Source organism: Halorientalis sp. (genome assembly GCF_028275115.1).
Lineage (GTDB): Archaea > Halobacteriota > Halobacteria > Halobacteriales > Haloarculaceae > Halorientalis.
On record NZ_JAQCNH010000092.1, the window covers coordinates 37946 to 56720 of the forward strand.

An 18775-nucleotide genomic window follows, 5' to 3' on the forward strand; every position below is an offset into this window, starting at 1 on the left:
AACGCGTGGCCGCAGTCGACCGAGCCGAAATGACATTACGAGACGGCCTCCGCCCCCCACTCACGAGCCCTCTGCCAGTCGAACCGTCTGGGTGCAATCGTGAACGAGAGGCGTCCCGTGGACGCCACTCTGGACACCGACTCCACCCCCGCCTGGACGACTCGGACGCGGACCCCGGTAGGCGTCACTCTCAGGCCGAGTCCCGCGGCGAGACGAAATCGGGTATATACGAGGAGCCCTAACAGAAGGCTATGACGGAGTTCGTGCTGTACGGGGGGAAAGGTGGGGTTGGAAAAACAACGCTGGCGGCGGCGACGGGGATGCGGGCCGCTCGCGAGGGCGCACGGACGCTCGTCGTCAGCACCGACCCGGCACACAGCATCGCCGATGCCTACGAGTCGCCGGTCGAGGAGACGCCGACACGGGTAGTCGAGGAGTCCCCCCTCTCCGCGATGGAGATCGACCCGCGAGAACGGTTCGAGCGCCGCTACGGCGACGTGTTCGAGCGGATGCTCGACGACGTGGAATCACTGGGCGTGAACCTCGGAGAGGCGGGCGTCGAGTCGGTGACGGAACAGGGGTTGGTCCCCGGGGCCGACGAGATCGCGGTCGTGGATCTCTTCGCGGAGTACGACGACCACCCCGACTGGGACGTGGTCGTCTTCGACACGGCACCGACGGGCCACACGCTCCGCCTGCTCGAACTTCCGAACGTGATGGATTCGACCATGGGCACGCTCCTCAATATGCGGGAGCAGTTGCGCTCGGTGACGGACTCTATCACCAGCATGCTCGGCCGCGACGACGACGAGGCCGACACCTCCTACTCCGAGCAGATGGATACGCTCCAGACCCGGATGGAAGACGTTGCCGACCGCCTGCGTGACGGCTCTCGAACGGGCTTTCGGGTCGTGACGATACCCGAACCGATGGCCATCACCGAGACCGAACGCTTGGTAGACGAACTCGGGTCGTCGGGAATCACGGTGGACCACGTCCTCGCCAACAAGGTGCTGCAGGACCCCTCTGAAGACTGTCCGACCTGCTGGCCGCGCCACCAGAACCAGCAGGCGGCCCTCGACGAAGCGCGGGGGTCGCTGGAGCCAGCGGTGCGAGAGGTGCCGCTCGTCCCGGGAGCAGAGGGCATCGACCGCGTCGAGACCGTCACCGAGTACGTCGACCCAATCGTGTGAACACGCGTGCCGAGTGCCTCAGCAGTTTCGAGGCGGAGCCCCCGGCCTCAAGGAGCGAGGGCTTCCGACTGGTCGGAAGCACGACGCGAGTAGGCCGGGGAGGAAGCCGACACAGTGTGACGCAAACCACGAGACAGTAGTCGACCGACTCTCAAGTTTTTAAGTACCGCTGGAACCACACCTGAAATATGGAGGTTAGGCGTACCGCGCCGGTCAAACTCGTTGTTCCCGACGAATACCACGACGACCTCCACGAAACTGCCGACCAGTTCCTCTATTGTGCAAATGAGGCGAGTGACTACTGCTGGGACAACGCCGACTACGAAGACTGCGTCACCTCGAACGTGACAGCCAGAGATGCGTTGTACGACCGACTCCGCGAGGAAACAGACCTGACAGCGAATCTCGTTCAAGAAGCCATTCGGCGTGCCGTCCACGCCGTCGATAGTGGTGTTGACCGCTGGAAAAAAGGCAAACGGACGAACAAACCAGAGTTCACCTCGTGGAGTATGGTCTACGACAAGCGGAGTGCGACGTTCTACCGGAACAAGATCTCGCTTTCGACGGTGAACGGGCGCATCGAGTGTGAGTTTGAGTTGCCAGCGGACAGTCCAACACCATACGAGGAGTACGTGCTTTCCGACGACTACGAGCTTCGGACGAGTACACTCCAGTACGACCAAGCGACTGACGAGTTCTACTTCCACGTCAAAACGCGGCAAGTAGACGACGAAGGCGAGGCTGTTGAACTTGAGGGTTCGGACGATACCGGGCATCAAACTGTCCTCGGGATCGACCTCGGCGTGAACAGCCTTGCTGTTTCGTCAACAGGCACGTTCTGGAGTGGTGACGAGTACGACCACTGGATACAGGAGTTTGAGAAGCGCCGCGCAGAGATGCAACAGCGTGGGACACAAGCTGCTCACAACGCCTTGTTGCGGCTTGGAAAGCGAGAGCGAGCATGGCGGAAACAGTATATCCACACAGTCGCCAACGAGATTGTTGCCGAAGCGGTTGCCCACGAGTGCGACGTGATCGTATTCGAGGACTTGATTGATATTCGAGAGCGGCTGCCCCACGCTAACTGGCATCACGTCTGGGCATTCCGTCGCCTGTACGAATACGTCGAGTACAAGGCTCCTGAACAGGGTGTGGCGGTTGAGGAGGTCGAGCCAGAGCATACGAGCCAGCGGTGCTCGCACACCGATTGTGGCTTCACCCATGAAGATAACCGCGACGGCGAGCAGTTCCAGTGTCTGAAGTGTGGATACGAGATCAACGCGGACTACAACGGCGCGAAAAACGTCGGATTGCGGTACATGCGGAAGCGACAACACGGACTGCGTTCCTCGCCCACGTCGGGGAGCGCAGACGCACCAGTAGACGTGCGTATAAATAGTGGGATGTTGAACAGCGACGGCTATCGGCCAACTGCCGACAGTTGATCGCCGGGAGTCCACATCAAAGCCCCTCCCTCAAGGACCGAGGCGCGTATGCGCCGAGGGAGTAGGGAGGGGTAGTTTACAGAGCGGATGCTTCACACCGCGAGAACAGGCTACGTCCTAAACCACACTATCCCAACGGCAATCGGGAATCCTCGCCCCTCAGCGCGGGGAGGATGTCGAGCCATGGTTCAGCACGGAACGCTTTTCGGTGTCGGCTGATTCCGGTATGTATGGACTACGACGTCGCGCTCGACCGTGCCTACGAGGCCCTGCCCGAGCGAACAGCGAGCCAGCAGCGACTCCAGATTCCCGACCCCGCCGCCCAGGAAGACGGTGCTTTCACCCGGTTGACGAATCTCAAATCCATCGCGGACGCCCTGTCCCGCGACCCCGAACACGTCCACCGCTACGTCCAGCGGGAGTTCGGGACAAACGGGCAGTTCGACGGCGACCGGAGCCGCTACAACGGAACCTTCTCCGCCGCGGACTTCGAGGCCGTGTTGGATGCTTACTCCGAGGAGTACGTCGTCTGCTCGGAGTGTGGCCTCCCGGACACGAAACTCACTACAGAGGACCGGACCCAGATGCTCCGGTGTGAGGCCTGCGGTGCCTTCCGCCCGGTCGACAACCGTTCGACGAAAACTAACACGGAAACCAGCACCGCCACGCTGGAAGAGGGCGAGACGTACCAGGTCAAAATTACCGGCATGGGCCGCAAGGGCGACGGCGTCGCAGAGAAGGGCAAGTACCGCATCTTCGTCCCCGGTACCAGCGAGGGCGACGTAGTGCAGGTCTACATCGACAACATCAGTGGGACGCTGGCTTTCGCTCGACCGGTGCAGTAATCCCCCGACGGGTCACGAGCCGTCGTTTCTCGGCCGCCCTCTCGAGCAGAATTAATTACCTGATTGAGGGGTAGCGAACCGCATCTTACTTACTCGCGCCGTCGCTGATGTATACTCGAATGAACGACCCGGTTTTGCTCACGGGTGCTGGCGGACGCGTCGGCGAGGCTATCCTGCAGGGCCTCGGCGAGCGGTACGACTGGCGGCTCCTTTATCACAATCCGCCGGGCGAAGAACCCGACTACGAGTATCTCGTCGGCGACGTCATCGACGAGGAGACGGTCCGGGCGGCCGTCGGCGGCGTCGGGGCGATCATCCATCTCGCCGGCGACCCGCGGCCATCCGCACCTTGGAAGAGCGTCCTCTCGAACAACATCGACGGGACCAAGAAGATGTACGAGGCCGCGGTCGAGGCCGGCGTTGAGCGGTTCGTCTACGCCTCCTCGAACCACGCCGTCGGTGCGTTCGAGACCGACGAGCGTACCCCCGAGATGTACCGCGCCGACGACGGCCACCGACTCGACGGGACCGAGTTGCCGCGTCCGGGGAACCTCTACGGCGTGTCGAAGGCCAGCGGCGAGGTCATCGGCCGGTACTACCACGACGAACACGGGATCGACGTCTGTAACGTCCGGATCGGCAATCTCACCGAGGGCCACCCGCCAGTCGACTACGAGCGCGGGCAGGCGATGTGGCTCTCCTACCCCGACTGTGCCCACCTTCACGAGCGGACGCTGGAGGCCGAGTACGAGTACGAGACCGTCTACGGTATCTCGGACAACGACCGGAAGTACTACTCCATCGAACGCGCCGAGGAGGCGCTGGGCTACGACCCGCAGGACAACTCCGCCGAGTGGGACGGCGACGAACACGTCGCCGACTACGAACGTACCGTTTAGAAGAGGCCGTCGACGTCCGACTCTCGCCGCTGTCGTCGTTGGATGTGCTCCGAGAGTCGCTGGTAGATGATACCACGGTGGGCCGGGTCCCGAGCGAAGTCCATGACGAACGTGACGAACGGGCTGGTTCCTGCACCGTCGTCGAGGGCGTCGCGGGCGTACTCGATTCCCTGCTCGACGACCACCTCGTCGAACTGGCCGTCCTCGGCGTAGACCGCGGCGGCGGCGGCGCTCTCCGCGAAGTCCAGCTCCGAGAGGGCGAGCGCCTCGCCCTCGTGGGTCAGTTCGAGCGGCCGCGCGCGTTCGATCCGTTCCGGGTCGGCGGCCAGCGCCTGCAGGTACGCTCGGACGCCGGCCAGGTCGACGCCGCGGTAGTCGGCCGGTAGTCCGGCGAGGTAGTCGCGGGCACTCTCGGTCAGCCCCGTCACACCGGGCCAGTTGCGCTCGCTGGCGTGGTGAACGGCGGCGGTAAACTGGATGAGACCGTGGAGAAACCGCTCGTCGTCGGTCCCGCTGTCGAGAGCGAGCCAGTGGTCTTCCCAAGCGTCGTGAGCCTCGTGGTAATCGCCCGCGTTGAAAATCGCGACGCCGGCACGGAGCGCCGTCTCCATACGTCGCCGTGGATTTCGTCTCTGGTAAGCGTTTGGCTTATCTTCGCTCGTATAAATATTTTTAAAACTATTTTACTCTTTTCTACGACCGTCCACCGATATATCCGGGCGTTCGCACAAACAAAAAAAGGGTATTTCGGTTCCGCCTGCGCGCCGGTGTGAAGCCGGTCAGACCTATCAATACACGAGAACATCGGTGCGTACGTGCTGTACCGACCGGCCGAGTTCGGCGACGGGGCACTGGGCGTCGACGGGGCGTGTGGACCGACTGCCGACAGCTACAGCGACCACGACGTTGCCGGCCGGGTCGCGAACCACTACAGTTACTCACAGGACGAGAAGGTTGTCTCGACCGGGTCGTCGACGACTTCGACTGAGTCGGGGGGCCCGACCGCTAGCGGGGAGGCGCCGGTCAGTCGGCCTCCTCGGTGTCCCGCGGGAGGCGGTCGCGGACGGCCTCGAGTGCCGACAACACCGGATCCTCGACCTCGATGTCGGTGTACAGGTCTGCCGGGAGCGCCGGCGCGTCGGTCTCTGCCCGGTTCGCGAGCGTCGCTCGTCGCCTGGCGGCGTGGCGACGACAGCGCCGGTCGAGCGACGCGAGTCGAGCCTCGTCGGTGCTGGATTCGACCGCGAGCAGGTCACGAGCGACGGCTTCCGTCCGGTCCAGCGTCGCCAGCTCCGCGTCGATGGCTTCGATTCGGTCGACGCGGTGCTCGTGGGCCGTGGTCGCGGCGTCGAGGACCGCCGATTGTAGCGCGGGCGTGAGGCGGGCCGCCCACCGGATTTCGGCCCGGGTCGGCCGGGGGAGCAGGTCGTCGAAGGCGGGGACCGACGCGTCGTCTTCCTCGGCGTGTGGAACTGTCATGACGGTTCCGTCGTAGGCGGCGCGGAGCGCCGGCGGTCCGGGTTCGGTTCGGGCCGTCATCGACAGGACGGAGCCGGGCGCGTCGGTGGCTTCGACGGTCGGCAGCGTCTCGACGCGCCGACAGAACTGGTCGAAGGCGTCGCGTTCGTCGACCAGGTGACGACGGCGGACCCGGAGCCGGTGCCGAGCATCGTCGAGCGGTTCGAGCGGGTGGGTCGTCCCCGACATCTCACTGGTTGGGGGACGCTCGTTCGCCGGTGGCAGCGGTCGTACTGGACCGGTCGTCGACGAGCGGAAAGCGACTCAACGCGCCGCGATCGGCGCGGTCGGCGACCCACTGCCCTTTGCTGTCACCGTCGTTGGCGGAGGCGTAAGCCTCCTCGAATCCAGTGCGGTCCGCCAGTGGGACCAAGTCGACGGTCGTGCCGCTGGCGCCGACCCGGACGTGCAGGAACGCCTGTGGGAGCGAACAGACCGCAGGGGCTATTACCTCACGGACCCCACTCAGTGCGCCGGTCCCTGGCCAGTGGCGTGAACCCGACACGACCAGTTCGACACCGCCCGCCTCGAGAACGCGTGCCAACTCTTGAGCGTTCCCGGTCGGCCTGGCCACGGGCGGGTCGTCGCCCGGAGCGGGAGTCAGCGCATGGTGACAGAGGACGACCGGCCGTTCGAGCGCGGGGAGGATTGATTCGAGCCAGTCGAGCTGCGTCGGGGAGACGAAGCCGCGGTCGGCCCCAGCTGTCACGGTGTCGATACCCACGAGGTCGACCCCGCTCACACGCTCGACGAACGGGTATCGACTGTTGGCGAAGCGGTCGGCAAACGTCCCGACCGGCGGCGTTCGGTGTCCGTCCTCGGGTCGTGGCAAATCGTGCGTACCCGGGACCGCCAGGACCGGTGCGTTCGCCTCGTCGAGCAGCGCCGCGGCTCGGTCGAACTCCTGCGGTGCCCCATCTTTGGTCAGATCGCCTGCGACAGCGACCGCGTCCACGTCCAGCCGGTTGGCCGCCGTGAGAGCCGTCCGGAGTCGCTCGACGGTCCGATGGAAGACCTTCCACGTCCCCGTCGCCCACGGCGTCACGTGCGGATCCGCCAACACCGCGAGACTCGTCGGTTTCGCGGCTGTCGGCCCGTCGAGTCGTGCCAGGGTCGGCCCCGGAGCGCTCCGGTAGAGCATCACCGTATCCTGATTTCTGATTCCAGATAAACATATTGTAATTCTTATATTTTAGACTACGTTTGGCACTCCGAAGTATAGAGCGATACATACTACACTGCATCAAAACTGTCCTGAGGGGGTCTCCGCAAACGTAGCGGGCGGGGCCCGTCAGTACGTAAACAACGGAACGAGCGCTCACCGGGTGAGTAATCGCGAGGAGTGAACGTCCTGACGGAGATTTGAACTCCGGTCCCTGGCTCCGCAAGCCAAGAGGATAGTCCACTACCCTACCAGGACTCACTTTTTAATATCGTAGTTGTGAATAAATGGGTTACGGTTCACCCATCGTCCGGTTCGTCGCGGACTCGGGTTCACACGGTGGCCGTGAGAAGGTGCATTTCTTCTGGAAATCAGCATTCTTATGAAACTAGAAGTTGGAACTCTGATATGACCAGACAGGTCGCGGGGCAGGGTGTAACGTCGGTCACCGAACGGCTGGCCGACGCGTCGAACATCTTGGTGATGGCGCCGTCGTTTCCGGACGGCGCGGCCGGCGTTTGCGTCGATTTTCTCGGCGGTGACGACCCAGCAGCGACGTCGGTACTCGGGCTAACGTACACGCAGTCGCCGGGAAAGTGGGCGGCCGACTACGAGCGGGACAGGGGGACGCCGCCCGCCGACGGAACAGTCATCAGCGTCGGCGACTGGGGTGCCGAGACCGAGGCGGAGGCGAGTCAGTGGACGTTGGAGGCCGTCGAGCATGCCGGCGACCTGACCGCACTCGGCGTCACGCTCAGCCAACACCTCACGACGGACGAGCAGTCGAGGCGCCAGCGGCTCTGTTTCGATTCGCTGACCGCCCTCCTGCAGTTCGTGGAGTTGGAGCGTGCCTTCCAGTTCCTCCACGTCGTGACGGGCCGGGTGAGGTCCGCCGGCGCCGTCGGACACTACCACCTCGACCCCGAGGCGCACGACGAGCAGACGCTGGAGACGGTCCGCGGGTTGTTCGACGCCGTCGTCGAGGTCGACGGGAACGGCGACTGGACGGTCACCAGCCAGTGACACAAACGCGCGTTTGAGCCTCCACAATACCCTTTTTCTGGGCGAGCGACGGGACAGCTATGCACCGACGCAGATTTCTCGCAGTGACCGCGTCCACAACCGCACTCGGTCTCGCCGGCTGTACACAGGAGTCCGGTGACAGAGGCGGGAACGCCGGCACGGAGACGGGTCCCGGTGACGGCGGGCCGGGGAGCCAACCGGAGGGGACGGACAGCGGAACCGAGACGGACACGCCCGAAACGAAAACGTCGGGCGGCGAGGGCGACGGCGCCGGGGGTGCGAGCGAGCAGGCCTGGGGGGGCGGTGGCCGCAGAGACGGCGTCACCTACGGTTTCAGTTCACGGAGTCCGGCGGTCGGCGAGAATCGAGACGTGGCCGAGGTCACTTTCGACACGGACGCCGGCGAGGTGCTCGTCGACGGGACGGTCAGTGGGAACAACAGCTGCAGGCGGGCGGCTCTCGGCTCGCTCGAATACGACGAGTCGGCGGGAGAGCTCACGGTCAGCGTCGAGACCACGGACATCGAGGGCTGTGAGGCGGGCGCACAGGCCCTCGTCGGTATCGACTACGACGGACGTTTCGAGGTCGACGGCGAACTCCCGTCGGAGGTGACGGTCAGCCACGACGGGCAGGTCGTCGCGGGTGCGGCCCACGAGAGTTCGAGCGTGTCGGCGACCGTCCAGCCGACGACTACCACGGAGTGACCGCGCGGTGCCAGACGTAGATTTAAATCCGAACGCGAGGCAGTCTTCGATATGGCTCGGAGCATGTCGAAACCGCCGGAGGGAGACGGGTCGAGACGCCGACGGCAACGCTTAAACGGAGTCCAGCCGTGCACTGGGACAGACAGATGGGCGCGCTAGAGGACATCTACGCGGATCTGGAGACCGACGAGGTATCCGAGGAGGAGTTCCGGGAGGCCGTCGAGCAGAAGATCGAACAGATGGGGGGCCTCGCGGACGAGGAGACCGCGGCCATGCTCATCGCTCACGAGCTCGCGGACGGAGAGGTAAACGGGGTCGCGGACATCGAACCCGGGATGGACGAGGTGAAGTTTATCGCGAAGGTGATGGCCGTCGGCGACCTCCGGACGTTCGAGCGCGACGGTGAGGACGAGGACGGTCGCGTTATCAACGTCGAGGTCGCGGACGAGACCGGTTCGATCACCCTCTCGTTCTGGGATGCGGAGGCCGTCTCTGTCGACGAGGGCCAGCTCGAAGTCGGTTCGGTCCTCCGGATCAAAGGCCGACCGACGGACGGCTACAACGGGCTGGAAGTCAGCGTCGACAAGGCCGAACCGGACCAGGACGAGGAAATCGACGTCCAGCCGGGGGGAACGACGAATATCGAGGCGCTGACACTGGGCCAGTCCGACGTGAACGTTCGTGGTCTCGTCCTCGATACGGAGTCTGTCCGTACCTTCGACCGCGACGACGGCACGGAGGGTCGGGTCGCGAACCTGTCGCTGGGTGACGAGGCCGGGCGAATCCGCGTGACGCTGTGGGACGAGCGAGCCGACCGTGCCGAGGAGCTATCGGCCGGAACGGCCGTCGAGGTCGTCGACGGCTACGTCCGCGAGCGTGACGGGGACCTCGAACTGCACGTCGGCGAGCGTGGCGCGGTCGAGGTAGTCGAGGAGACCGTCGAGTTCACGCCCGAGACGGCACCTATCGACAGCATCGAGATCGGACAGTCCGTCGATATCGGCGGCGTGATTCGGAGTGCCGACCCCAAGCGGACCTTCGACCGCGACGACGGCTCGGAGGGGCAGGTTCGCAACGTCCGCGTGCAGGACGAGACAGGCGACATCCGCGTGGCGCTGTGGGGCGACAAGGCCGACAAGGAGATTCAGCCCGGCGACGAGGTCTTCTTCGCAGACGTGGAAATCGACGACGGCTGGCAGGACGACCTCGAGGCCTCCGCGAACTGGCGGTCGACGGTGGTCGTCCTCGAAGACGGGGCGACGACCAAGCCAAGCGGTAGCGGTGCCGCAGCCGAACAGGGCGCTGCCGAGACCGGCTTGGACGCGTTCGCCGACGGAGAGTCGGCCGAGAGCGACGGCGGGACGGCGGCGACCACACTCGAGGCAGCAGGGAGCGACGCGGGCGACGACACGAGCGACGCCGGAGAGGTCGTCGAGTTCACCGGGACGGTCGTCCAGACGGGTGAGCCGGTCGTACTCGACGACGGTGAGCAGACGATGAGCGTCGAGACGGGCGCGACGCTTCAGCTCGGACAGGAAGTGACCGCGCGCGGCCAGCTATCGGACGGACGACTGGACGCCGACGACGTGTTCTAGTGGCTGAGCGGGCGCGAACTGACTCACGGAAAGTCTTAAGACTGCGACAGTCCCGGTATGCGGTATGAGCGTCGAGCTCCCGTTCGCGCCGGTCGATACGGTCATCCGACGGAACGCAGGGACGCTTCGGGTCAGCGCCGAGGCGGCCGAGGAACTGGCGCGGCGGATCCAGCAACGGGGTGCACGCCTCGCCATCGACGCCGCCGAGCGAGCGACCGCCGACGGGCGGAAGACGTTGATGGCGTCGGATTTCGGCGTTTCGTCTGTGCCAGACAAGAATGCGCTCGAGCTCCCTATCGCACCGGTCGACCGGATTGCGCGGCTCGACATCGACGACTCCTATCGGGTATCGATGGACGCCCGGATCGCGCTGGCCGATCGACTGGAGTCGTTCGCCGACGACGTGGCCGCCGCCGCGACCGCGTTGGCTCGCCACGCCGAACGTCGAACCGTCAAGGCCGACGACGTCGAGACGTACTTCGAGCTCGCACAGTATTTCGGATGAACTTCGGCTATCACGAGGACTGTCTCGAACATCAGACCGGTTACCGCCACCCGGAGAGCCCCGACCGTCTCCGGGCGATCCGGCGGTCGCTCTCACGCGAGCACGGCGTCGAGTACGTCGCCGCCGATCCCGCTCCCGAGTCGGCCGTCACCGCCGTCCACGATGCCGGCTACGTCAGCGCAATCAAGGAATTCTGCGAGGACGGGGGCGGCGACTGGGACGACGACACCGTCGCCGTCGAGGCGACCTGGGACGCCGCGCTGGCCGCGGCCGGCCAGGCGGTGTGGGCCGGAGAGCGCGCACTGGCCGGCGACGACGGCCGAGACACGCCCTTCGCGCTGGGCCGCCCGCCGGGTCACCACGCCGTCGAAACCGATGCTATGGGCTTTTGTTTCGTGAACAACACTGCCGTCGCCGCGCGGGCGGCCACCGACGACGGCGACGCCGACCGCGTCGCCATCCTCGACTGGGACGTCCACCACGGCAACGGTATCCACGACATCTTCTACGACGTCGACGACGTGTACTACGCTTCGATCCACGAGGACGGGCTCTACCCCGGCAGCGGCGACGTGGACGAGACCGGCGAGGGCGACGGTGACGGAACGATACTGAACGTGCCGCTCCTGCCGGGCTGTGGCGACGCCGACTACTGCACCGCCATCGACGAGTTCGTCGGCCCGGAGTTCGTCGCGTTCGACCCGGACCTGATCCTGGTGAGCGCCGGTTTCGACGCCCATCGTCACGACCCAATCTCGCGGATGCGCGTCTCGACGGAGGGGTATGGCGCGTTCACTGCCCGGATGCGCGACATCGCCGACGAGGCCGGCGCCGGCCTCGGGTTCGTGCTGGAGGGGGGCTACGGCCTCGATACGCTCGCTGAGAGCGTCACGATGGTCCACGAGGTGTTCGACGGACGCGAACCGGTCACGACCGACGAGGAGGTCAAAGACCGCGCGAAAACGGTGTTTGCGGACCTGCGTTATCAGGGTTTCGGCGAGAAGTAACGGGCGAGTTCCGTCCCGAAGTCGGTGGCCAGTGTCGCGACGTCGTCACCGACCAGCACCTCGTAGCCGTCCGCCAGCGCGTTCCCGATGCGTGCGCCAAGCGCGACCTCGAAGACCGCATCACTCGTCAAGAAGTCACGGGCGCTGGTGAACGCTCGTTCTCGTTCGACGACGTACCGGTCGTCGGCGACGAACGGACCGTACGGCGGTTCCTCGTGCGTCCCGTTCGGCGGCGTCCGGTTGCTGTCGTCCGTCTCGGCGCCGGCCGCGGCGTACTTCCCGTAGAACTCGCGAGCGTGGTCGCGAACGTGGACTGGCGGGCCGTCGTGGCGCTCGACTGTGGGCCGTTCGGCGACGGCGAGTTCCAGAAAGAGGACTGCCCGGTCGTCGGCGAAGGCGGCGCTACGGAACACGTCGAACCCGCGTCGGTCGAGTTCGGCGACGACGCCCCGGCGGGACTTTCGGAGCTGTGGCCAGAGCTGGTCGTCGACGAGGGCTGGTGCGTCGAAGGCGACGGCGACCGGCGTCGTCCCGCGGGCGGTGACGGCCTCGCGGACAGCAGCGGCATCGAGTGGGGCAGGCTCGTCGGGTTCGAACAGGTCCTCGCGAGGGTCGGCCAGCAGCTCGCGGGCGTAATGCTGGAGACGGGCGACGTTCGCGGGAGAGAGCGCGGCGGCGACATTGCGCTCGGGGTCGGTGGGGTCGATGACGACGAGAGGGTCCTCGAACGTCGCCTCCCCGTGGGCTGCCGGGTCGAGTTCGACCGGCGGGTGCCAGTCGGCGGCGGCTTTTAATATGGAGTGGAGTCCGCCGTACTCCAGCACGAGCAGTTCCGTCAGGTAGCCAGAGAGCCCGCGGGTCCTCAGGTCGGCGCCGTAGACGCCAACCCCCTTCAGGAAGGCTTTCGCGACGCGCACGTCGGCAGCGGTATCGTCGTCCAGTCGCTCCTCAAGATAGGCAGTGTGGAAGGGGGTGCGGTCCACGGCCGACTGGATGGCGGTGGCGTTGGCCACATCGTAACAGGGCACCAGGTCGACAGAGAAGCCCTCGAACTCGCCGACGATGTAGGGGTGTTCGGCGTACTCCTCGCGGCCCTCGGGGAGGGCTTGGCGGCCGATCCGGAGGCCGTACTCCTCGAGGCGTTCACGTTCTAGGTCGGCGGGGAAGCGGACGAAAAGGTCCACGTCGCGGTCGCCGGCCAGCCAGGTGCCACGGGCGGTGGAGCCGACCAGCACCACGTCGGTCTCGACGGACAGTTCGGCGGCGGCGGCCTCGGTGCGCTCGGTGAGGCGTTCGGTGACCGCCTCGAGTCGCGCGCGCTCGTCGTCGTCGGGTGTGACGCGGTCGTGGACGGCGGCGACGACCGCGTCGAACTCCGCACTCATGCAGGGCCGTATCCGGCGACCCCGTGAAAGCGTGTCGATGCTGCCCGAAAGCGAAAGCCCTATTAAATAACTCCGGCTACTCAGGAGTGCTTGCGAACGTGCCGCCGTAGCTCAGTTGGTAGAGCACCTCGCTGTTACGGTGTGGAGGTCACGCCTGTTCACCGCAGAAACGAGGTTGTCCCAGGTTCGAACCCTGGCGGTGGCGCTTTTCTCTCGACACCGGTCCACGAGTCACGGCCTTCGGGAACGCTCGAACGAGCGTGCAGAGGTGCTGCGTCGAGCGCAGAGCGGTCGGCGGCGAGCCGGTCGCGATGAGCGGCGCGGACCCGTCACGCCGGTCGTGGGGAGAGCCGTGCTCTGCGGCGTCTCCGGGGCCGTGACCGGGGGCTCGTTAAGCCGTGCTCGACGGTGTTCCCGAGAGAGAGCGGTGAGTCGGCGGTTCGGGGCGTCCCGACCCCCGACCCACCCGCGTCAGCGGTGGGCGGCCGTGCATGCCGTCGCTGTGTCAACGTCACCCGGCATGCACGCACAGCTACCCGGGCCCGGGTATTAGCTACTGGCCGGCTACTACTCGTACGAACAATAGTATCGATACTCTCATTACTTTCTGTACTGACGACACGAACGACCGACGGCTCGCCGCCGGCGGTCGGTGAGTCCATGCGCGAGATACGGGAGATTCACATCGCACCGCTGGGGTACGAGCATGACCGGATACTGGAGCCGATTCGGACATACGACGCCGACGAGGTGTACCTGCTGGCCGCCGAGAACGCCGCCGACCACGCCAGCTACCACGAGGCGTTGATCGAGCAACTTGAAGGCCAGGGCGTCGACGTGACCCGACGGTCGGTCGACCTGGACGACGTATACGCGGTACTAGGAATCGTCACGACGATCGCCGCCGACCACGACGACGACATCGTCCGTGTCAACGTCGCCAGCGGGGCCAAGCTCGCCGACATCGGCTGTGCCATCGCCTGCATGGCGACCGACGCCACCGCCTACTACGTCCATCCCGAATCACACGTCCCGCCGCTCGAACGCGAACCCTTGACCGAAGGTGTCGCCGACGTGGAAGTGCTCCCCTCCTATCCCGTCGAGACGCCGACGACCGACCAGGTCGCCATCCTCGACCACATCCAGCGAATCACGACCGAGGCCTACACCCCGAAAAAATCCGACCTCATCGAGTTTTCCGAAGCGGAACAGCTGTCCTATATGACCGAAGCCGACCCCGCCAACGACAAGGCCAAGTTCGCACTACTGAACGCCAACATCATTGAACCGCTCGTCGAACGATCGTACGTCCGCGTGGAGTCCGTCGGCCGCCAGAAGCAGACCACCCTCACCGAGACCGGTGAGAACGCATTGAAAGCCTTCCGACACAAACTCCAGGAGCGTGATTCCGAAAGCTAAAGACGAGGCGCGAGAAATCACCGGATACAGGGCCCTTAGCTTAGTCTGGTTAGAGCACCCGGCTCATACCAACCAACTGATTTCGGTCAGGGTTGTGAGACACCGGGCGGCCGGTGGTTCAAATCCGCCAGGGCCCATGACAGAATTATTAACTCCATTGAGTCAGGCCAAGCAAGGGCACTCGTGCGTTTCTCATACGTGATTTGATTTGATACCGGCTCGTCGGCGTGCCTCCAGCTTGTGGGCGCGAGCCACCGTCTTCGTGCCTTCGCTGCCGACCGACGCCGGGGAAAGAGGTAATCAATCACCGATTGTTCCGAATCTGCTGGCGTCGGACCAGAGTGTGGTTCCGTCCGCGAATATCTCTCAGCTACGATGGATGTAGAGTGAGGTTCGCTGCATACATCGCGCGTATCGGTCACTGTGAGGTGCCGAAATCAGTGCTGCTCGAGTCGATCGACAGCGGGAGAATAGTGCAAGGAAGTTTGACATCACCTCCGCCACTCACTGCTTAGGCCATCGTTTCCGTTCAGGAACCACAACAAAATGAAACAACCCACTCCAAAATAAAACAGCGTGGCTACAATCGTTCCGAATGTGCTCATAACTAATGAGTTGTAGCAGGTATATTAATCCCGATAACCGTGTTTCAGAATGAGAAACGGGGGGTACACGGTTCACTAAGCAGGCGTATCTTGCACAACGTGGCTATCATGTACTGCATTTGCTCGTTATATGAGTGGCGGAAACGTCTGGTGTGTGCTCGGTTTAGTCATCAATGACGGCGATGTAGAAGCCGTCGACTGTCCGGACTATTCGAAATCAATCCTGTGTACGAACCAGTCCCCATCGTCCATCACGGTGAGGACGGGGAACCGCTTGACAAATCTATCTCCCTCGGAGACAGTCGAGACGACGACAAACTGACACTCAACGCCGTATCGATCCTGTGCGAGTAGGCCAGCCATCTCGAGGTCCTCGGGGTCCGAGAACGACGCTGCTTCGGCAGCCCTCTCGACCGACCGCTCTTCGGCCCCGACGAGTGCACGTCGGTCGGTTTCCTGGACATCGTCGTCGGTGACTTGCTCCTGTGGTGACTCGGGGTACAGGACCTCGTTCACTGCGTCCGCATCGCCAGTGGTGAGCGCGCTGACATAGAACTGCTCGACAACGCCGGTCGGGGAGTTCGCGAACGGTGGCGTCGGTTCGTTGATGTCCTCGACTGCAATCTGTTCCGAATTAGATATTGAAGCGTACAGGAGCCACTCGGCGTCGACGCGATAGAGGAGATAGACGGCCAGCGAGTCGATTGGGACATCCTGGCCGGCTCGGTACTGTTCTTCCCACCATACAACTGCGAACTCGTCTGCACCAATCTCGGTGAGTCGTGTTTCGGCCTGTTGCTGATCGAACGTCTCTCCCGTCCGTGACTCGTAGGTCGATGGGCTAATCTCCTCTATGGTCAGTTCGATGGACTCTAAGTTCTCTGCCGGATCGAACTCATCCGGCTTGATCGGGTCGAGTGGGCCGTCGCCGTAGATGAGTTGGTTGTACGTGTCGACGTCTGCCTCGTTGAGTGCGACCCTGGCTTGGTCGACGACAGCAGCTGGTTCTGTCTCACCGACATCGGTATCCCCTGTCTCGTCGTCGGTCGACTCCTCTTCGGATTGTGACTCCGTTTTGATGTCCGCCTGCTCACTCGCTGGCGTGTCGGTCACCTCTGCCGTCGTCGTATTGTCGCCCGGTTCCAACTCGGCGCATCCAGCGACACCGGAGAATGTGACGCCGGCGACTGCAACAAGTAGTCGTCGTCGATCCATACGTTTTATTTGCCCAATTATATTTAAGCTCTGTCCAGCCGGCGGTGTTCACATAAGGATGGATAGCGAGGCGGTGTGTTTTCTGCGTGTCCATGCCCGAAAACACACGTCTCGGCGGTAGTATCGACCAGATCGACGTAGAGTTTGTTGAACGCGAGGCGACACCGCGACTGCTGATGAAGCTCGGTACTCAGTTGCATCTCGCCGGACTCTCGCTTTCGAATACCATTTTCGTTCTTGATATATTCGGTGTCGACCGAGCGCGATCCACCGTGCATAATTGGGTTCACAAAGCAGATCTACAGCCCGAAACTGGATGCAGTCCGGATCACGTTGGATTAACGAGACCGTGATCCAACTCGACGACGAGCGCTACTGGTTGTACGCTGCGGTCGATCCCGACGCGAACGAATTACTCCATACAAAGCTTGAACCGGTGAGGACGAACGCGCTCGCTCACGCGTTCTTTGGCGAACTCCGCGAGAAACACGACGTGGACGATGCGATGTTTCTCGTCGATGGCGCAGCACCGGTAAAAGACGCCTGCCAGCGACACGGCCTCGATTTCAGACACGAACGCCACGGAAATCGGAACAGTGTCGAACGTATTTTTCATAGGGTAAAAAGACGTACCTCTTCGTTCTCAAACTGTTTCAGCAACGCCGAGCGAGACACAGCCGACGACTGGCTCCAATCGTCCGCCCTCGCATGGAATCAGCTAATCTGAACACTACCGATCAGGTAGCCTCTGCACAGCTCAGGCAGGATCACGAATCCGATGCAACAGCGACACTGGAAAACACAGCCGACACGTTTCGTGCGAGTGGTATCGACTTAACCGACATTCTCGTCTTCACACACGACCGGGAGCAGAGTATCGACCGCGTCGCTAAGGAGTATCGCTGTGATGCCATTCTGACGCTATGTGAGGTCGAGCGTATCGAAACGGCTCTCGTCCCGGTGCGCGATGATACGAATCTCGAACGGATCGTATCGCTGCTTGCGAGTGTCATGCGAGTGAACGACGCGTCGATCACGTTCTTTCACTCCGTGGCCGAGGACAGCGACTCGAGTCACGGTGAGTTTCTCGTCCGCGGCGCTGTGGACCGTCTGGATGAAGTTGGAACCGACCGTGAGCGGATCGACTGGCGACTCTCAGACGAGGATCGCCCCGCGACGAGATTATTGAACTCGCAGAGAATAAACTCTGACCAGTATTCTTTCAGGTTCGAGTCTTTGCTGAGTCGGACTCGCTTATACTTAGTGTCGAGTTTGAACCCTTTGTCCTTGCACGTGACCGTTGAACGCGGGTGGTCGTTTCCGTGTTTGCGGTAGCCGGGCGGGTTCGCCCGTGTGTCTCCGTTGCGTCGTTTATTTACCAGCCGTTGAACGCCTCAGCGAGTTCTTGCAAAACTCGCTGACTCGACTGAGACTGCAGGTCATCATAACCCTCGTGCGACTCGAGGTAGGCGGTGATTTCGTCGCGTTCGGGGATGTAGTCGATTTCATCTCAAACACGGCTGATTGTCCACCGTCCGACGTTCCAGAGTTTCGAGGCTGAGAACCCGAGCGAATCGAGGCCGTCAAACACCTGTTGCTGATTCTGTGTGGAAGCAGTGTAGGTGCGTGTGACGACCTGTTTCGCCACACGTAACCTATGTAGACAATACGTGAAAGAATGGATTCAAGCGCGGAATATCCGGCTGTGCCATCGAGTGGTGGCTGGCTTCAGAGTTGTCGGATTCATCCTCATAATAAACGGCGGGGCTTTCTCCTTGGTCCTCCGTAACCGCCGGTTGTGAACCTGCCGGTCGCCTCCCGGAACACACTTCCCTACGCCAGCCCCCGATTTGGGTATGGACCCGACCGACGCACAGGCCGCCTGTTTCGAGGCAGGTATCAAGTTCGGCTCCCTATATCATCAGTTCGCGGGCACGCCGCTGAGTCCGGAGAGCGCCGACTCGCTCGCCCGCGCTATGGAGGCATCCATCGAGAACCAACCGCACTGTGAGGCGGTGACGGTCGAGATTCTGACCGACGAACTCGAACGCACCCTCGCGGACGGCCCGGCCGACTACACCGAACTCACGGGGCGCTTTCTCGACGTAGAGATGCGTATCGACTATGAGGGCCACGCCGTCCGGACCCGGATGGAGATGGAAGACGGGTATCCGCTGATGCGACTCGTCGACGTGACGGATTGAGCCGCCAGCGTCGCAGATATCGACCCGTCGAACCGTACGTAGCTTTTTGAT

At 63.3% G+C, this 18775-nt stretch carries 16 protein-coding genes, 3 tRNA genes and 2 pseudogenes; 14 read left to right on the forward strand and 7 right to left on the reverse strand.

Annotated features, from left to right (window positions below; genetic code table 11):
- Window positions 1-251: 251 nt before the first annotated feature.
- The 4 genes from Q0964_RS12455 (at window position 252) to azf (ending at window position 4382) form a co-directional block, all read left to right on the forward strand.
- On the forward strand, window positions 252-1193 hold the full coding sequence (locus Q0964_RS12455) for an ArsA family ATPase (protein ID WP_299268011.1): 942 nt from the start codon (window positions 252-254) through the stop codon (window positions 1191-1193).
- A 188-nt stretch (window positions 1194-1381) separates the two neighbouring features.
- A complete protein-coding gene (locus Q0964_RS12460; RefSeq protein ID WP_299268014.1) occupies window positions 1382-2638 on the forward strand; it encodes an RNA-guided endonuclease InsQ/TnpB family protein in 1257 nt (418 codons plus the stop codon).
- A 230-nt stretch (window positions 2639-2868) separates the two neighbouring features.
- Window positions 2869-3483, forward strand: a complete 615-nt coding sequence (locus Q0964_RS12465; protein WP_299268017.1) for a translation initiation factor IF-2 subunit beta — start codon at window positions 2869-2871, stop codon at window positions 3481-3483.
- A gap of 119 nt (window positions 3484-3602) precedes the next feature.
- Window positions 3603-4382 carry an NAD-dependent glucose-6-phosphate dehydrogenase Azf gene (gene azf, locus Q0964_RS12470; RefSeq protein WP_299268020.1) on the forward strand — a complete coding sequence of 260 codons (780 nt, stop codon included), beginning with the start codon at window positions 3603-3605 and terminating at the stop codon, window positions 4380-4382.
- On the opposite strand, the gene Q0964_RS12475 is transcribed toward azf, so the two are convergent.
- The 4 genes from Q0964_RS12475 to Q0964_RS12490 form a co-directional block, all read right to left on the reverse strand.
- Window positions 4379-4993: a DUF309 domain-containing protein gene (locus Q0964_RS12475; RefSeq protein ID WP_299268023.1), complete on the reverse strand. Its 615-nt coding sequence runs from the start codon at window positions 4991-4993 to the stop codon at window positions 4379-4381. The genes azf and Q0964_RS12475 overlap by 4 nt on opposite strands.
- A gap of 412 nt (window positions 4994-5405) precedes the next feature.
- A complete protein-coding gene (locus Q0964_RS12480; protein WP_299268025.1) occupies window positions 5406-6089 on the reverse strand; it encodes a DUF7260 family protein in 684 nt (227 codons plus the stop codon).
- Window position 6090: 1 nt separating this feature from the next.
- On the reverse strand, window positions 6091-7041 hold the full coding sequence (locus Q0964_RS12485) for a metallophosphoesterase family protein (RefSeq protein WP_299268027.1): 951 nt from the start codon (window positions 7039-7041) through the stop codon (window positions 6091-6093).
- Window positions 7042-7247: 206 nt separating this feature from the next.
- Window positions 7248-7320, reverse strand: a tRNA-Arg gene (locus Q0964_RS12490).
- Between the two features lie 150 nt (window positions 7321-7470).
- On the opposite strand from Q0964_RS12490, the gene Q0964_RS12495 reads away from it, so the two are divergent.
- From Q0964_RS12495 to Q0964_RS12515, 5 genes are all read left to right on the forward strand, one after another.
- Entirely contained in the window at window positions 7471-8085 is a 615-nt protein-coding gene (locus Q0964_RS12495; protein ID WP_299268029.1) for a DUF7504 family protein, read from the forward strand.
- 59 nt (window positions 8086-8144) lie between these two features.
- The gene (locus tag Q0964_RS12500; RefSeq protein ID WP_299268030.1) at window positions 8145-8789 is read left to right on the forward strand and encodes a hypothetical protein; all 645 of its coding nucleotides are present in this window, start codon (window positions 8145-8147) and stop codon (window positions 8787-8789) included.
- 146 nt (window positions 8790-8935) lie between these two features.
- Entirely contained in the window at window positions 8936-10384 is a 1449-nt protein-coding gene (locus Q0964_RS12505) for a single-stranded DNA binding protein (protein WP_299268033.1), read from the forward strand.
- Window positions 10385-10448: 64 nt separating this feature from the next.
- The gene (locus tag Q0964_RS12510; RefSeq protein ID WP_299268036.1) at window positions 10449-10889 is read left to right on the forward strand and encodes a histone family protein; all 441 of its coding nucleotides are present in this window, start codon (window positions 10449-10451) and stop codon (window positions 10887-10889) included.
- Complete coding sequence (locus tag Q0964_RS12515; RefSeq protein ID WP_299268039.1) at window positions 10886-11896, forward strand: histone deacetylase family protein; 1011 nt, start codon at window positions 10886-10888, stop codon at window positions 11894-11896. Before Q0964_RS12510 ends, Q0964_RS12515 begins: the two co-directional genes overlap by 4 nt.
- Here the strand turns inward: Q0964_RS12515 and cca are convergent.
- Window positions 11875-13281 carry a CCA tRNA nucleotidyltransferase gene (cca, locus tag Q0964_RS12520; RefSeq protein ID WP_299268042.1) on the reverse strand — a complete coding sequence of 469 codons (1407 nt, stop codon included), beginning with the start codon at window positions 13279-13281 and terminating at the stop codon, window positions 11875-11877. The genes Q0964_RS12515 and cca overlap by 22 nt on opposite strands.
- 100 nt (window positions 13282-13381) lie before the next feature.
- Between cca and Q0964_RS12525 the strand changes: the two genes are divergently transcribed.
- The 3 genes from Q0964_RS12525 (at window position 13382) to Q0964_RS12535 (ending at window position 14837) form a co-directional block, all read left to right on the forward strand.
- Window positions 13382-13486: transfer RNA gene (locus tag Q0964_RS12525), tRNA-Asn, on the forward strand.
- A gap of 455 nt (window positions 13487-13941) precedes the next feature.
- Window positions 13942-14700, forward strand: coding sequence for an HFX_2341 family transcriptional regulator domain-containing protein (locus Q0964_RS12530; protein ID WP_299268045.1), 759 nt, complete (start codon window positions 13942-13944; stop codon window positions 14698-14700).
- Between the two features lie 29 nt (window positions 14701-14729).
- A tRNA-Ile gene (locus Q0964_RS12535) sits at window positions 14730-14837 on the forward strand.
- 675 nt (window positions 14838-15512) lie between these two features.
- On the opposite strand, the gene Q0964_RS12540 is transcribed toward Q0964_RS12535, so the two are convergent.
- The gene (locus tag Q0964_RS12540; RefSeq protein WP_299268047.1) at window positions 15513-16520 is read right to left on the reverse strand and encodes a hypothetical protein; all 1008 of its coding nucleotides are present in this window, start codon (window positions 16518-16520) and stop codon (window positions 15513-15515) included.
- 92 nt (window positions 16521-16612) lie between these two features.
- Here Q0964_RS12540 and Q0964_RS12545 point away from each other — a divergent pair.
- A pseudogene (locus Q0964_RS12545) lies at window positions 16613-17247 on the forward strand (IS6 family transposase).
- 406 nt (window positions 17248-17653) lie between these two features.
- Here the strand turns inward: Q0964_RS12545 and Q0964_RS12550 are convergent.
- A pseudogene (locus tag Q0964_RS12550) lies at window positions 17654-18168 on the reverse strand (nuclease/transposase family protein); the annotation flags it as partial.
- A gap of 208 nt (window positions 18169-18376) precedes the next feature.
- Between Q0964_RS12550 and Q0964_RS12555 the strand changes: the two are divergent.
- Window positions 18377-18724 (forward strand): dihydroneopterin aldolase family protein, encoded by a 348-nt coding sequence (locus Q0964_RS12555; RefSeq protein ID WP_299268050.1) that lies wholly within the window; start codon window positions 18377-18379, stop codon window positions 18722-18724.
- Window positions 18725-18775: the final 51 nt, after the last annotated feature.